The 14,531-nt window shown below is 62.5% G+C and carries 15 protein-coding genes; 10 read left to right on the top strand and 5 right to left on the bottom strand.

Annotated elements, in window-relative coordinates:
- Positions 1-4: 4 nt before the first annotated feature.
- Both arsC and AB7828_RS24355 read right to left on the bottom strand, forming a co-directional pair.
- Positions 5-457, bottom strand: a complete 453-nt coding sequence (gene arsC / locus AB7828_RS24360) for an arsenate reductase (glutaredoxin) (protein WP_441231402.1) — start codon at positions 455-457, stop codon at positions 5-7.
- Positions 450-803 (bottom strand): ArsR/SmtB family transcription factor, encoded by a 354-nt coding sequence (locus AB7828_RS24355; protein WP_441231401.1) that lies wholly within the window; start codon positions 801-803, stop codon positions 450-452. Before AB7828_RS24355 ends, arsC begins: the two co-directional genes overlap by 8 nt.
- A 42-nt stretch (positions 804-845) precedes the next feature.
- Between AB7828_RS24355 and AB7828_RS24350 the strand changes: the two genes are divergently transcribed.
- Entirely contained in the window at positions 846-1,385 is a 540-nt protein-coding gene (locus AB7828_RS24350) for a DUF6428 family protein (protein ID WP_441232307.1), read from the top strand.
- A 69-nt stretch (positions 1,386-1,454) separates the two neighbouring features.
- Here the strand turns inward: AB7828_RS24350 and AB7828_RS24345 are convergent, their stop codons facing one another.
- On the bottom strand, positions 1,455-2,435 hold the full coding sequence (locus AB7828_RS24345; RefSeq protein ID WP_441231400.1) for a LysR substrate-binding domain-containing protein: 981 nt from the start codon (positions 2,433-2,435) through the stop codon (positions 1,455-1,457).
- 205 nt (positions 2,436-2,640) lie between these two features.
- On the opposite strand from AB7828_RS24345, the gene AB7828_RS24340 reads away from it, so the two are divergent.
- From AB7828_RS24340 to AB7828_RS24330, 3 genes are all read left to right on the top strand, one after another.
- Entirely contained in the window at positions 2,641-3,027 is a 387-nt protein-coding gene (locus AB7828_RS24340; RefSeq protein ID WP_068733870.1) for a cupin, read from the top strand.
- A gap of 86 nt (positions 3,028-3,113) precedes the next feature.
- A complete protein-coding gene (locus AB7828_RS24335) occupies positions 3,114-4,337 on the top strand; it encodes an FAD-dependent oxidoreductase (protein WP_441231399.1) in 1,224 nt (407 codons plus the stop codon).
- Positions 4,338-4,491: 154 nt separating this feature from the next.
- Positions 4,492-5,469 (top strand): Bug family tripartite tricarboxylate transporter substrate binding protein, encoded by a 978-nt coding sequence (locus AB7828_RS24330; RefSeq protein ID WP_176454493.1) that lies wholly within the window; start codon positions 4,492-4,494, stop codon positions 5,467-5,469.
- A 393-nt stretch (positions 5,470-5,862) separates the two neighbouring features.
- On the opposite strand, the gene AB7828_RS24325 is transcribed toward AB7828_RS24330, so the two are convergent.
- The gene (locus AB7828_RS24325) at positions 5,863-8,097 is read right to left on the bottom strand and encodes a putative bifunctional diguanylate cyclase/phosphodiesterase (RefSeq protein ID WP_441231398.1); all 2,235 of its coding nucleotides are present in this window, start codon (positions 8,095-8,097) and stop codon (positions 5,863-5,865) included.
- A gap of 378 nt (positions 8,098-8,475) precedes the next feature.
- Between AB7828_RS24325 and mepA the strand changes: the two genes are divergently transcribed.
- From mepA to modC, 6 genes are all read left to right on the top strand, one after another.
- On the top strand, positions 8,476-9,411 hold the full coding sequence (gene mepA / locus AB7828_RS24320) for a penicillin-insensitive murein endopeptidase (RefSeq protein ID WP_439079161.1): 936 nt from the start codon (positions 8,476-8,478) through the stop codon (positions 9,409-9,411).
- Positions 9,412-9,563: 152 nt separating this feature from the next.
- A complete protein-coding gene (locus AB7828_RS24315; RefSeq protein ID WP_089262895.1) occupies positions 9,564-9,773 on the top strand; it encodes a TOBE domain-containing protein in 210 nt (69 codons plus the stop codon).
- A gap of 2 nt (positions 9,774-9,775) precedes the next feature.
- Positions 9,776-10,273: a hypothetical protein gene (locus tag AB7828_RS24310; RefSeq protein ID WP_231078305.1), complete on the top strand. Its 498-nt coding sequence runs from the start codon at positions 9,776-9,778 to the stop codon at positions 10,271-10,273.
- A gap of 192 nt (positions 10,274-10,465) precedes the next feature.
- Positions 10,466-11,251 (top strand): molybdate ABC transporter substrate-binding protein, encoded by a 786-nt coding sequence (modA, locus tag AB7828_RS24305; protein ID WP_089263656.1) that lies wholly within the window; start codon positions 10,466-10,468, stop codon positions 11,249-11,251.
- A 3-nt stretch (positions 11,252-11,254) separates the two neighbouring features.
- A complete protein-coding gene (gene modB / locus AB7828_RS24300) occupies positions 11,255-11,950 on the top strand; it encodes a molybdate ABC transporter permease subunit (protein ID WP_068733848.1) in 696 nt (231 codons plus the stop codon).
- Positions 11,951-11,952: 2 nt separating this feature from the next.
- Positions 11,953-12,633: a molybdenum ABC transporter ATP-binding protein gene (modC, locus tag AB7828_RS24295; RefSeq protein WP_089263657.1), complete on the top strand. Its 681-nt coding sequence runs from the start codon at positions 11,953-11,955 to the stop codon at positions 12,631-12,633.
- Between the two features lie 5 nt (positions 12,634-12,638).
- Here the strand turns inward: modC and AB7828_RS24290 are convergent, their stop codons facing one another.
- Entirely contained in the window at positions 12,639-14,435 is a 1,797-nt protein-coding gene (locus AB7828_RS24290) for a potassium/proton antiporter (protein ID WP_441231397.1), read from the bottom strand.
- Between the last annotated feature and the right edge of the window lie 96 nt (positions 14,436-14,531).

Raw genomic sequence — 14,531 nt, 5'->3', positions numbered from 1 at the left:
GGCCTCACTGGTCATGACGTTGTCCTGCGATCCGCTGGCCGCTCGCATCCACGACCCGGTCGCCATCCTCTTTCGAGAACGCTCCAAGCTGCGGAGTGGGCATGATGTCCAGAACCGCTTCGGATGGCCGGCAGAGCCTCACGCCGAGCGCCGAGACCACGATCGGGCGGTTCATCAGAACCGGATGGGCTTCGATGGCGTCGAGCAACTGCGCGTCGGTCAGACTGGTGTCGGAGAGGCCCAGTTCGGCATAGGGCGTTCCCTTCTCGCGCAGGATTTCGCGCACCGACATGCCGGCGCGCGCGAGCAACTGAACGAGCATGACCCGCGACGGCGGTGTCTTCAGATACTCGATGATATGCGGCTCGATGCCGGCATTGCGGATCATGGCCAGCGTGTTGCGCGAGGTGCCGCAATCCGGGTTGTGATAGATGATGACGTCGACGCTATCAGGCACGTGACAGCTCCCTGCCATCCAACGTGCATGCGGACGCCGTGGCCGGCATACAGATGTCGGGATGACCCGCGCAGCAATCCCGCATCAGGAACTGGATGAGGCCCGACAGCGCGTCGTAATCGGCGGTGTAGACAATCGAGCGGGCCTCCCGCTTCGCGCTGGCAAGGCCAGCCTGGGTCAGCTCCTTCAGATGGAAGGACACATTCGAGGCCGACACGCCTGCCGCCTCCGCGATGGCGCCGGCCGGCATCCCGGCGGGACCGGCCTGCACGAGCAGGCGCACGATGCGAAGTCGCGTCTCCTGCGACAGCGCTGCGAAAGCCGACAGGGCTTGACGTTCTTCCATATTTCAATAATCCTAAAAATATCGAATCATGGAGTAACATCGATGCTGAACCTTGCCAAGCCGGAAATTCCGCCTTCGCCGCAGATCGCCGCCGACGACATCAGCATCGGGGCGCTCCTCGCCGCCTGCGACGCGGCACCGGCATTGCCTTTGGTGTTCACCTATGGCGGTCACAGCATTCAGCCGGGCTACCACATCACCGAAGTCAAGGCGGGCGCCTTTTCCGCGCTTGATTGCGGCGGCAATCCCGAAGCGTGGTCGGAGATCTTCGTGCAGCTGTGGGACATCGTCGAAGGCGACCGGACCCATATGACCGCCGGAAAGTTCGCGGCCATCATCCGGAAAGTCTCCGACCATGTTGCTATCGATATCAATGCGCGACTGACTTTCGAAGTGAGCGATGGCATCGCGCCGATGCAACTACACTGCGCGGATACCCCGCGCATACAGGGCGACGTTCTCACGGTGGCGCTTGCCCCACGTCCGGCGAGTTGCAAGCCACGCGACCGCTGGCTGGAGGCGCAGAAGGAAGCCAGTGCATGCTGCGCGCCGGTATCGTCCAAAAGCACGTGCTGCCGGTAGACGCCGCGGTTCAGACCGGAGACCTGTTACTGGACTCTCAACGAGAGCGCGCGGTAGAGCCCACAATCATTATCCTTTGCCACCTGCGGTCGTTGCGCTGCGTCGATCCGCGAGGCGACCAGTCTCTTTTGGCAAAGCTCCTGGCGAGGAGCCGGGATGCGCAGACGCCTGGGCTTGCGATAGCAACCACGCCCGGAATGCCTGCAGCAAAGGATTCCCGGCTTTCTCCTCCGGGCAGGCGAAATAGTACGAGCCGACGCTTTTCAGGGTCAGGCTCGACAACACCTTCAATTTGCCCGACCTGAGTTGGTCGGAAATCAGGAATTCGGGAAGCAGGGCAACACCAAGACCCGAGCTTGCCGCGCTGATCAAAGTGGACTGGATATCGAAACGCGGCCCGCGGATCACATTCGTGCCGCCGAGCTCCGCAGCATCGAACCAGCGACGCCATGCATCGGCGCGTGTGACGAGATGCAGAAGCCGCAGCTCGGCGACCTCGCTCGGCGGCAATTCGCCGCGCCTGCCGATCAGCGTCGGCGATCCGACCGGCAGAAGAATTTCATCGAACAGATAGTCGGCCTGCGTGCCCGGCCAGTCCGGCTCGCCGAAGTAGAGGGCACCATCGAGCGCGGTCTCGCTGAAGAAGAAGCGCGTGTTGCGCGCGCTCACATTGACGGCGACGCCGGGATGACGCGCATAGAAATCCGGCAGGCGCGGAATGAGCCATTGGGCGCCGACGGTGGGCAGTGCCGCGACGTCCAGAACCATGCTGTCGGCCTCATAGCCCATGATTTCGAGCGCATCGCGCTCGATCCGCTCGATCGTCTGCGCCACGCGGGTGCTGTAGGCCGCGCCCGCACGCGTCAACGTGATGCGCTTCTTGATCCGATGAAACAGTTTCACGCCGAGCTGCGTCTCCAGCTGCGCAATCTGGCGCGACACCGCGCTTTCGGTCAGCGCAAGTTCGCTGGCGGCGCGCGTGACGCTGAGGTGTTTGGCAGCCGCGCTGAACGCCATCAGCGCGCCGAGGCTCGGTATTCTGCGGCGCATAGTTCATTCCAAAAACGCAAGATGTCCGCAGATTAAATTGTTTGCACGCCTAAGCACAAGGCAACAATCTCCCCGCGGATGACAAAAGTCATGGCGGGCAGCGACCTCTGGCGAGGTCACGCCCCGGCAACGGTCTCAAGACATGCAGACTGCAGCGCGGTGCCCCGCACAGGTGCTTCGGTCATCAACTTCAAGGAGCACATCAGTGGCAGTCAACAAATTGCATGACGAATTCCACACGCTCGACATGGAGAGCGGCTGGCAATTGCCCGAGGGCTACGATCCCGCGTCGGGCGCGCTGGAGAAGATCCTGTCCGGATCGCTCGATACCGCGAACAAACGCGGCAGCCGGACGCGATTGCTGAAGTTCCCTCCGGGTCTCTTCACCACACAGCAGATCGTTCACGACCACTGGGAAGAAGTCTTTCTCGTCTCCGGCGACCTGATCGTTGGCAACGACGAGAACGGGCAAGGCGGCACGCCGTTCGCCGGCTACACCTACGCCGTCAGACCGCCAGGCGCGTGGCATGGTCCGTTCAAATCCGAGGGCGGCTGCCTGCTTCTCGAAATGCACTACTACGATCCCGCCTGAGAGCCACAGAGACGATGACGGCAGCCTCTTAGAGGGGCCGCAGATCAGAGCCGATGCTCCCTGAAATCCCCGCAAGAGGTCTTGATATGAGTAATGCGAAGCTTCCCGTCATCATCGCTGGTGCAGGGCCGGTCGGCATGGTGGCTGCCGCAGATCTGGTGCGGCAGAACATTCCGGTTCTGGTGCTCGAGAAGAACGACGCGCTGAGCAGCGAGTCGCGCGCATCGACGTTCCATCCGCCCACGCTGGACATGCTCGACGATCTCGGTTTCGCCAGCACGTTGATTGCACAGGGGCTGAAGGCACCGACGGTCCAGTACAGTTCGTCCGAGGACGGTGTGCTCGGCACATTCGATTTCGCGGCGATCTCCGATCTGGTGCGGCATCCGTTCCGCCTGCAAGCCGAACAGTTCAAGCTCACACGCATCATTCTGGACGCCCTGTCCGGCAATCCATTGTTCTCGATCGCGTTCGGCAGCGAGGTTAAATCGGTCGAGCAGACCAGCGATACCGTCAAGGTGGTGGTCACGGCCAACGGCCACGACACCCCGCATGAATGCTCCTGGCTGATCGGCGCCGATGGTGCGAACAGCATCGTCCGCCGCAGCCAGGACATGGAATTCGAGGGCTTCACCTGGCCCGAGCGTTTCCTCGTGATGACGACACCGGTCGATTTCACCGCGCTTCGGCCGGGCGTCTCATCGGTCAGCTATGTCGCCGATCCCGAACGCTGGTACTTCCTTCTGCGTATCCTCGGCGCATGGCGCGTGATGATGCCGGTGGCCGCGGAAACATCCGATGAGGAAGCACTGTCCGAAGCCTATGTGACGGCGTCGATCCGGCGGATCGTTCCCGCAGAGCTGGACGCCCCCATCCTCCACACCACGCTCTATCGTGTGCACCAGCGCGTCGCCGCGAATTTCCAGAAAGGCCGCACATTTCTGGCCGGTGACGCCGCCCATATCAACAACCCGCTCGGCGGCATGGGCATGAATGGCGGCATTCATGATGCATTGAACCTGACCGCGAAGCTGGGTCCAGTCATCAACGGCACCGCTGATGAGGGCATTCTCGCCGATTACGATCTGCAGCGCCGGACGGTCACGATGCAGGCCATTCAGGGCGACACCATCCGCAACAAGAAGAACCTCGAAGCGAAAGACGAAGCCGATCGCGCGCGTTTCCGCGACGACATTCGCGCAGCAGCCGCCGATCCGGAAAAGGCACGAGCGCTATTGCGCCGGATCGCGATGCTCGACTCGCTTGAGCGGGCCGGTGCGTTGCATGTGGCTGAGCACCGCCCGGGGTGATCAGCAACTCTCTCTGAGACGATGTCGACGGCAACCGGTCACTCGGCTGGATAAGAACCGCGGCAGTGGAAGCGCCAGTAAGCCTGGAGGAGCCAACACCATGGTTCCCAAGATGTCATGCAGGAGTTTCAGAATGCCAAGCAAGGATTTACGGATGAAGTGGACGACGTTTCTTTTGGCGGCGCTGGTAGCGCCTGTCGCCTTGGGCGTGCCCGGCGCGGCAGCGGCCGGCTTTCCGGAAAAAATGATCACAATCGTGGTCCCTTATCCGGCTGGAAGCACGGCGGACGCGATTCCACGACTGGTGGCTCCGCTGATGTCGAAGTCGCTCGGCGTCACCGTGATCATCGAGAACCGCGGCGGCGCCAACGGCTCGATCGGGGCGGCTCGCGTCGCCGCTTCGCCGGCGGATGGCTATACGATTCTACTCGCGACAACCGGCATGATGGCGATCAATCCGTGGATCTATGAAAAGCCCGCCTATAATTCCGAAAAGGATTTCGCGCCCATCACCAATGGCGCTTCGACGCCGAACATCCTGGTCGTCAATCCGTCGGTCAAGGCGAACTCGCTGAAGGAACTGGTGGCGCTGGCCAAGGCCGAGCCGGGCAAGCTGACATTTGCGTCGGCCGGTATCGGCAGCACGAGCCATCTGTGCGGCGAGACGCTGAAGGTGCTCGAAGGCATCGATGCCGTCCACATCCCGTATCAGGGCGCAGCTCCGGCACTTCAGGATGTCATCGGTGGTCAGGTGTCCATGATGTGCGATAATCTGTCGAACACGGTCCAGCAGGTACAAAGCGGAGCGCTGAGGCCCATCGTCGTGACCGCGCCTGAACCAAGCAAACAGCTGCCCAATGTGCCGACGTCACCGCAGGCAGGCTATCCCGATCTCCTCGCGGGCAACTGGTACGGCTTTGTCGCTCCATCGGCGACCCCCAAGGATGTGATTGAGAAGCTCAACACATCGATCGTGGAGGCGTTGCGAGATTCAACTGTTTCGGCTCGCCTGGAAGGCCTTGGTTTGACCGTGATCGCGGACAAGCCCGATCAGTTCGGAGCTGTTATCGCCAAGGATTCTGCGCGGATGGAAAATATCGTGAAGCGCTCGAAAGCGAAGATTTCCAACTAGGGATTTTTCGGCATCCCTCCGAGCTTAAACTGGTCTTGACTTTAGTCCTAGATTGAGTTACCTCGCTTCCAGCCTGCTCGATTGCTGCGTGCTCATGACACACAGCGTCGATCAGACTGCAGCGGCGACCCGGTCATCCGGGCAGCTGCTGGTGGAGCGCCGGGAGGCGCAGCGTTCGCTCGGCGGGCTTCGCACCCCCACCGATGTCGTAACGCGCGCGTCTTCCCTGCGGGACTCGCAATCCCGCCGGTGCTGACGTGCGGGCCGGCCCTCGCAAGGCCAGCCTCAAGGGGTCTCGCAAACCCCTGGCGCCTCCCGGCGCTCCATTCTCGCAATGGGAAACGGGATGAAGGGTCGTCCGCACCCTCGCCGAAGCGGAGATCGGCGCGTGCCTTATGCGACCTGTGCGCGGACGGACAGTTCCGCGTCTGGCGCAGCAATGGCCTGAGCGCGCAGCAGCTCGATGATCTCCTCGTTCGGTCGCGCGCGGCTGAACAGGAAGCCCTGCCCTTCATGGCAGCCTTCACTGCGCAGGCAGGCGAGTTCGGATTCTGTCTCGACGCCTTCCGCCGTGATGGTGACACCGAGGCCCATGCCGAGGCTGATGATCGAGCGCACGATGGCCTGCGCATCGCGATTGGAGCCGAGATCGCGCACGAAGGACTGGTCGATCTTGATCTTGTCGAACGGAAAGCTTCTGAGATAGCTCAGCGACGAATAGCCGGTGCCGAAATCGTCCATCGATATGCGAACGCCGAGCGCGCGCAGCGCGTGCAACGTCGCCAGCACCTGATTGCTCTTTTCCAGCAGGAGCGTCTCGGTGATCTCCAGTTCAAGCCGCCGCGGCGGCAGTCCGGAATGCTTCAGCGCATCCATCACCACCGAGAGCAGATTGCCGACGCGGAACTGCAGCGGCGACAGATTGACTGCGACGCGCACTTCATCGGGCCAGCGCGCAGCCTCATTGCAGGCCCGGCGCAGGATCTGCGTGCCGAGCGCATTGATCAGGCCGGTGTCTTCCGCAACGGGGATGAAATCCGCCGGCGAGATCATGCCGCGTTCCGCATGCGGCCAGCGCACCAGCGCCTCGCAGCCGGTGATGCGACCGGTCTTGAGATCGATCAGCGGCTGATAGAATGGCCGGAGCTGATCGTCCTGAATCGCGGAGCGCAGATCGATTTCGATCTTGCGACGCGCCTGCGCGCGAGCGTCCATGCCGGACTCGAAGAAGCTGAAGGTGCCGCGCGAGTCGTTCTTGGCGCGCGACAGCGCCATGTCGGCGTTCTTGAGCAATCGCTCGGATTCGTCACCATCGCTCGGCGCCATCGCGATGCCGATGCTGGCGCCGATGACCACCGAATGACCGTCGAGCAGATAGGTCTCACCGACGGCGTCGAGCAGCCGGCGCGCCAGCAGCACGACATCCTCGGGACGGTTGATGCCGGTCTGGATGATGGCGAATTCGTCCGAGTTCAGCCGGGCCAACGCGTCTTCCTCGCGCAATGACGACCGCAACCGCCGCGCCACGCCACGCAGCAGCTTGTCGCCGATACCATGGCCGAGCGTGTCGTTGACGCCCTTGAAGTTGTCGAGGCCGAGAAACAGCACCGCGACCTTCTCGCCGGTGCGCCGCGTATGCGCGAGGACCTCGTCGAGACGCTGACGCAGCAGGTTGCGATTTGGCAGGCCGGTGAGGCCATCATGATGCGACATGAAAGCCAGCCGCATCTCGGCACGCTTGCGCTCCGTGATATCCATCAGCGCCAGCATCACGGCTGGCACCTCGTTGTAGACGAGGTGCCGCGAATAGATCGCCAGATCGATCAGCGAGCCGTCGGCCTTGACGTGTTTCCAGGTTCGCGCGGCCTGCTCGTCATTGGCGTGATCACCGACCCAGGGCGGGGCGGCCTCGAAAGCCTGCAACTGGCGGATGGTGAGCTTCTCGAACTCCGGACGCGTGTAACCGTAATGTTCGATCGCAGCGTCGTTGACGCTGAGGATGCGTTCGTCATCGAGCGCACAGACGATCATCGGCACCGGATTGCTCTCGAACAGCAGGCGGAACGACGCCTCGCGCTGTTTCAGCTCGGTAATGTCGACGCGCAGACCGATGACACCGCCGTCTTCGGTGAGCCGCTCTTCGATCAGGACGACGCGGCCGTCGGCCAGAACCTGCTCGTGACGTTCGCCTGGATGGAACAGCTTGGCGACGCGTTCCGCGATCCATTCGTCCTCGCGACCGATGGCCTCAGGATAGTCGCCGCGTTCGACACCGACGCGGATCGTGTCCTGCAGACGCGCACCCGGCACGAACTGATCCGAGCTGCGGTTGTAGATTTCCGCGTACTTTTTGTTCCAGAGGATGTAGCGCCCATCGGAATCGAGAAACACGATGCCTTGCGGCAGGATGTCGATCGCCTCGCGCAGACGCTCGTGGGATTTACGGGCTTCCGCGATCGCCGCCTCGGCCTGGGCACGCTGGCGCACGATCTCGCGAATGGGACCGCTGACAAGACCCTTTTTCGGCGCCAGTTTCGGCGCAGCCGCGATCGCCCGGCTCGGCCGGGTGATCCGAGACGCCAGTCCGGCTTTCGCTTTCTTTTTCGCTTCAGGCCGGAACTTCGGCATCAATGATCCACTCGCAACGCGCGTGTGACAATATGTGCAAGAAGTGTCTGAAAAAACGGTATCAATGCCCGTTCACAGCAACCGATTACCGTCTGAACTGCGCGCCTGTACACATCCCGTGCCTTCACAACAGGCAAAAACCGTGGGCCTATGGTTACCCATGTCTGGACGTTACCGGGTCACGCGCGATCATCCCCGCCAAGTGAGAGACGCAAGCGGCTCGAAACGCTGATAAAACGACTGAGCCGGTGGCAACAGGAGGACCGGCAAACCCAAACGCAAAAAAAAGCGCCAGCGTCAGACGTGGTTACCCGCGCGTTAAAATCATGCGTGCCGCAGGTCACTCACCTCATCGACAGCTTCAGCTATAGTCGCAGCATGAGCCTTCGCCTGATTCTCAGCCTCATATTCCTGCCCGCCGTCATTGCTTCAACGCCGCTGGCGTTGGCGCAAACCAAAGGCAGCGTCGATCTGAAACCGCTGCCGCCGCTGGCCAATCCGAACGACCCGGCCATCGGCGCCAAAGAACTATTCGGCCGCAAGGTGCTGCCGACGAAATCGCCGGTGCGCGTGGTCGGCTTCTACGCCAAGGGCTGCATCGCAGGCGCCGAAGCGCTGCCGATCAACGGGCCGACCTGGCAGGTGATGCGGCTATCGCGCAATCGCAACTGGGCGCATCCGCAACTGGTCGAGCTGCTGGAGCGGCTATCGGTCAAGGCTAACAAGAACGCCGGCTGGCCAGGCATCCTGGTCGGCGACATGTCGCAGCCGCGCGGCGGCCCGATGATCACAGGCCATGCCAGCCATCAGGTCGGGCTTGATGCCGATATCTGGTTGACGCCGATGCCGAACCGCCAGCTCTCGCGCAACGAGCGTGAGGAGATGTCGGCGGTGATGATGGTGCGGCACGACCGGCTCGACATCGATCCGACCACCTGGACGCCGTCCCATCTGCCGGTGATCCGCGCCGCGGCGGTGGAGCCCAGCGTGGAACGCATCTTCGTCAACGCCGCCATCAAGAAGGCGCTGTGCCGCGAAGCCAAAGGCGACCGCAGCTGGCTGTCGAAGGTGCGGCCGATGTACGGCCATGATTATCACTTCCATGTCCGCATCAAATGCCCGGTCGGCAGTGCCGAATGCGAAGCCCAGCCACCGCCGACTGATTCCGAGGGCTGCAGCGCCGGCGATCTGGCTTACTGGTTCAGCGATGCCGTACTGCATCCGAAACCGCCGCCGGTTCCGCCCAAGCCGAAGCCGCCGATGACGCTCGCAGAAATGCCGGCTGCGTGCCGACAGGTTCTGACGGCACCGTGATCGGCCGACTGGCTATCGCATTGTCGTGAAACCGGGTTAGAACACGCCATCGTTGTGCCGTAAGCCGACGATCAACAACGGGCGCCCCTCCCGCACTCCTTCCATATCAGCCGCGGCTGTCAGCTGCCCGGCCCAATCCTGCGAGATCCAACATGCGCATCAGTGCACGCAACCAGATCAAGGGTACCGTCCTCGAAGTGACCAAGGGCGCGACCACCTCGCATGTCCGCGTCGACATCGGCGGCGGCCAGGTCGTGACCTCGTCGATCACCAACGAAGCCGTTGACGATCTGGCGCTCAAGGCCGGCGGCAAATGCATCGTCGTGGTGAAAGCCTCCGACGTCATGATCGCGGTGGATTGATTATGTATGCGCGTCTGATTGTCGCGCTCATACTGCTCGGTTCGGCGCCTGCATGGGCTGCCGAGCCCAGCGGCTGTGACAAGTTCAAGTGGCCGATCGACAAGGAGCGCGCCGCACTGACGGCGCAAGATCGCCTCAAGATTGCCTCTGGCGCCGACCTCGCAATTCCCGCCGCAGCGATCCTTGATTTGAAGACACCCGCTGAGGCGAAGCTGCCGACGTCTCCAGAGCGAAAGCCGAAAGACGGCACATTTGCAGGCTTTGCGCGCTTCCAGAAGGCGCCGAAGGCTGGCACATACACCGTCAGCCTGTCGGCGGCGGCGTGGGTCGACGTGGTCCAGGATGGCGAAATCCTGAAGCCGATGGAGTTCAGCGGCGCGACCGACTGCGCCGGCATCCGCAAGACCATGAAGTACGATCTTGCGGCAGGTCCGTTTGTGATCCAGGTCAGCGGCGTGACTGAAAACACCATCAGCTTGGCCGTGCTGCCGTCCGAGTGACGGCAGCCTTAGAGGCCTCCGCGCCCAAGGGCCTTTACCCCCTTGGCCAGCCTGATATTATTCCCCAGCGATATCCCTGCGGACCGTAAGTCCTCGGGATTGCCGGAACGGCGCTTCCGCCTGTCGCATGTCCCACCCAACCAACGCCTGAGTTGCGCGCACTTTGCGCTGTGCTCACGCATGGAGCGCCACATGAACCGTTTTGCCGGACTTTTCGCTGCGTTCTCGATCCTGCTCGGATCGACCTTCACGCCTGCCCATGCGCAGGACAAAACCCTCACCGTGTTCGCCGCAGCGTCGATGAAGAACGCGCTCGACGAGCTCGATGCCGCCTACACTGCCAAGACCGGCGTGAAGATCACCGCCAGCTATGCTGCAAGCTCGGCGCTCGCCAAGCAGATCGAACAGGGCGCGCCGGCCGACGTCTTCGTGTCCGCTGACACCGACTGGATGGACTACGCCATCGGCAAAAAGAACATCAACGTCGCCACGCGCACCGACCTCCTCGGCAACAGCATCGTGCTGATCGCCGCCAAGGACGCCAAGCTCGACAACGTCACCATCGGTCAAGGCTTCGATCTCGCCAAGCTCGCCGGCGACGGCAAGATCGCCACCGGCGATGTGAAGTCGGTCCCGGTCGGCAAATACGCAAAGGCCGCGCTTGAGAAGCTCGGCAGCTGGACCGCCGCCGAGTCGAAATTCGCCATGGCCGAGAGCGTGCGCGCTGCGCTGACGCTGGTCTCACGCGGTGAAGCTCCGCTTGGCATCGTCTATGCGACCGATGCCAAGATCGATCCGGGCGTGAAGATCATCGGCACCTTCCCGTCGGACTCGCACCCGGCGATCATCTATCCGATAGCTGCGACCACCACCGCCAAGAGCGAAGCCGCCGACTACCTGACCTTCCTGAGGTCATCGGCCGCAAAGACGGTTCTTGAGAAGTACGGCTTCACGTTCCTGGTCAAGCCGACGTCCTGACACGTGTCCGACATCTCTCCTGAAGAATGGACGGCGATCCTGCTTTCAGTCAGGGTCGCCGTGATCGCGACATTGATCTCGACGCCGATTGGAATCGGCGTCGCCTGGCTACTCGCGCGGCGTGACTTCTGGGGCAAGCCGATCATCGACGCCATAATCTATCTGCCGCTGGTGCTGCCGCCCGTCGTCACCGGCTATCTGCTGCTGCTGCTGCTCGGCAAACGCGGCCTTCTCGGCGCCTGGCTCGCCGAACATCTCGGCATCGTCTTCGCCTTTCGCTGGACGGGTGCCGCGCTTGCATGCGGCGTGATGTCGTTCCCTCTGCTGGTGCGGCCGATCCGGCTCTCGATTGAGGCGGTTGACCGGCGGCTCGAACAGGCATCGAGCACGCTCGGCGCATCGCCGTGGAAAGTATTTGCAACGGTGACCCTGCCGCTGGCGCTGCCCGGCGTCCTGGCCGGCATGGTCCTCGGCTTTGCCAAGGCCATCGGCGAATTCGGCGCCACCATTACTTTCGTCTCAAACATTCCCGGCGAGACCCAGACGATTTCCTCCGCGATCTACTCGTTGATCCAGACGCCCGACGGTGACGCGGCAGCTTCACGTCTGGTGATGATCTCCATCGGCATCGCCGTACTGGCGCTTATCGCTTCGGAATGGTTCGCGCGCCGCGCGACGCAACGGCTGCATGGAAACTGATCGTGCTGCGCGTTGACGTGTTCAAACAACTCGGCGAGTTTTCGGTCGACGTCGCCTTCACCAGCGAAGGCCGCGTGACGGGCCTGTTCGGCTCCTCAGGTGCGGGCAAGACCTCGCTGGTCAGCATGATCGCCGGCCTCGTGCAGCCGGATCGCGGCATCATCGCCGTGGATGGCGACGTGCTCTATGACGGCAGCGCGCGCGTCCACGTTCCGCCGCATCGGCGCCGAATCGGCTATGTGTTTCAGGATGCGCGACTGTTCCCGCATCTGAGCGTCGCGCAGAACCTCGACTACGGACGCCGGATGAACCGCCTGACACGCGATTCTGCTGAGGAAACGCGCATTACAGAGATGCTTGATATCGGACATCTGCTCGATCGTCGTCCCGGCGGCCTCTCGGGCGGTGAACGTCAACGCGTGGCGCTGGGACGTGCGCTGCTATCTCAACCGAGGCTGCTACTGCTCGACGAACCTATGGGGGCGCTCGACGAGGAGCGGAAGGCAGAGATCCTGCCCTACCTCAAGCGGCTGCGCGATGCAGGCGATGTGCCGATGGTCTTCGTCAGTCACGATGCCGACGAGATGCGGCAACTGGCGACGCAGGTCGTGATGCTGAAGCGTGGCCGTGTCGCGGCCTTCGGTGGCACCGAGATCCTGCCGCGTATCATCCCGGCAGCCTGAGCCAATCAGGCGCCGGACAGCGTGGTCCAGCCTCGCTTCAGTTTCGCCTTGAGGGCTTGCCTGCGTGTCAGCTTTGGCGGCGCGGGATCTTCGTCTTCGGGCAGACGCAGGCCAACCACATTGACGCGTCCGCCGCCAAGGCTGCGCGCGACGAGATCGATGCTGTCGATCGGCAAGGCGGCGCCAACGGTCGGCGCATGATCGAGATGGATGTCGAAATAATCGGCCAGCGTCAGCGACTCCTGGGCTGGATCGACGGCAATGCCGTAGATCGCCGCAAGATCGCCGAGAGTGATTTCACCAGACACCATGAAGTCACCAAGCAGATGCGGGTCCGGCGCCATGCTCGGCGGCATGTCGACAAAGAAGCGATCCAGCGCCTCGGCCTTTTCCGGCGGCGCCAGCAGATAGATGTAATCGCCGGCCGTAACAGGCTCGGCCTCCGCCGGCGTCAGGATGCGCTCATCGCGAATGACCAGCGTCGGCTTCGACCATGACGGAATAAGGTTGCGTTTCAGGTAGAGGCTCTTCGGGCGCACGGCATAGCCGACCAGTTGCTGTTCGAGCTGACCTGGCAAATCGAGTTCGATACGGCGCGGCCCCCTGTCGGTGCGCGGCAGAGCGACATGCAGCTTCCGGGCGGCAAAAGCCAGCGTCCACCCCTGAAACAACAGCGAAATGATCACAACCACGAAAGCGACGTCGAAATACAGCGACGCCTTGGGCAGACCAACCAGCATCGGGATCGAGGCAAGGAAGATTGCGACGGCACCGCGCAGGCCGACCCACGAAACGAACATCTTTTCGCGCCAGTTGAAGCGGAAGGGCTGCAAACACAGGAAGACCGCGACCGGGCGCGCCACGAACATCAGAACCAGGGCAACGCCGACCGCCGGAATGATGCTGCCCACCAGCCGCTCCGGCGACACCAGAAGACCGAGCATGACGAACATCACGATCTGCGCCAGCCACGTCGCAGCGTCGAGGAACGTCACCACGGAATTATGCGCCCGCGTCGGACGATTGCCGATGATGATGCCGGCAAGATAGACCGCCAGAAAGCCTGAGGCGTGAGCGATCTGAGCCAGCCCGAAGATCACCAGAGCCGCGGTGCAGACGAAGGGCGCATGCAACCCCTGCGGCAGCGCCACGCGATTCATGGCCAAGACAACCAACCGGCCACCGACGACGCCGATCAGGGTGCCCAGCACGGCTTCCTGAACAAACTCCATTGCCACATGACCGGCGGAGGCGTCCCCCAGCGACAGAAGCTTGACCAGCGTCAGAGTCAGAAAGACGGCGAACGGATCGTTCGTTCCGGACTCAACTTCGAGTGTCGCGCCAACCCTCGGTCTGAGGCGCAGGCCTTGCGCGTGGACCAGCAGAAAGACAGCAGCCGCGTCGGTGGAAGCCACCACCGCGCCGGTCAGCAGCGCCTGGGTCCAATTCAGGTCGAGGGCATATTTGGCGACCGGTGCCGTGATCAACGCCGTCAACAACACGCCAATCGTGGCCAACACCATCGACGGGGCCAGCACCGCGCGAATGGCCTGAAATCGTGTCTTCAACCCACCGTCAAAGAGGATCAGCGCGAGTGCAACCGAGCCGACCACATAGGTTGTATGGACGTCGTCAAACCGCAGTCCGCCGGGGCCCGCTTCGCCTGCCACCATGCCGATAAACAAGAAGAACAGCAGCAAGGGCGCGCCGAAGCGAAGCGCAAGCAGGCTGGACAGGATGCCGGCCATGACCAGAACTGCGCCGAGAAGGATGGCAATGCTGACGGAATCAAGTGACGCCATGAGGCTCCGAGGCCGGAAATACTTGTAAATCCATGCTTATCGTCGTCACCCCGAGACGCCAAACGTTTTCTGCGTGATACCTATTTGCAGGTATAT

This window comes from Tardiphaga sp. 215_C5_N2_1 (assembly GCF_052076055.1).
Lineage (GTDB): Bacteria > Pseudomonadota > Alphaproteobacteria > Rhizobiales > Xanthobacteraceae > Tardiphaga > Tardiphaga robiniae.
The sequence above is the reverse complement of the archived record's forward strand: the minus strand, read 5'-3'. Positions and strand labels throughout refer to the sequence as shown.

Excerpts from the sequence above, each read along its gene's own strand:
- mepA (WP_439079161.1), top strand. The coding sequence starts at position 8,476 with ATGAGCCTTCGCCTGATTCTCAGCCTCATATTCCTGCCCGCCGTCATT.
- AB7828_RS24310 (WP_231078305.1), top strand. The coding sequence starts at position 9,776 with ATGTATGCGCGTCTGATTGTCGCGCTCATACTGCTCGGTTCGGCGCCT.
- AB7828_RS24335 (WP_441231399.1), top strand. The coding sequence starts at position 3,114 with ATGAGTAATGCGAAGCTTCCCGTCATCATCGCTGGTGCAGGGCCGGTC.
- AB7828_RS24325 (WP_441231398.1), bottom strand. The coding sequence starts at position 8,097 with ATGCCGAAGTTCCGGCCTGAAGCGAAAAAGAAAGCGAAAGCCGGACTG.
- AB7828_RS24345 (WP_441231400.1), bottom strand. The coding sequence starts at position 2,435 with ATGCGCCGCAGAATACCGAGCCTCGGCGCGCTGATGGCGTTCAGCGCG.
- modA (WP_089263656.1), top strand. The coding sequence starts at position 10,466 with ATGAACCGTTTTGCCGGACTTTTCGCTGCGTTCTCGATCCTGCTCGGA.
- AB7828_RS24330 (WP_176454493.1), top strand. The coding sequence starts at position 4,492 with ATGAAGTGGACGACGTTTCTTTTGGCGGCGCTGGTAGCGCCTGTCGCC.
- AB7828_RS24315 (WP_089262895.1), top strand. The coding sequence starts at position 9,564 with ATGCGCATCAGTGCACGCAACCAGATCAAGGGTACCGTCCTCGAAGTG.
- AB7828_RS24350 (WP_441232307.1), top strand. The coding sequence starts at position 846 with ATGCTGAACCTTGCCAAGCCGGAAATTCCGCCTTCGCCGCAGATCGCC.
- AB7828_RS24290 (WP_441231397.1), bottom strand. The coding sequence starts at position 14,435 with ATGGCGTCACTTGATTCCGTCAGCATTGCCATCCTTCTCGGCGCAGTT.
- AB7828_RS24355 (WP_441231401.1), bottom strand. The coding sequence starts at position 803 with ATGGAAGAACGTCAAGCCCTGTCGGCTTTCGCAGCGCTGTCGCAGGAG.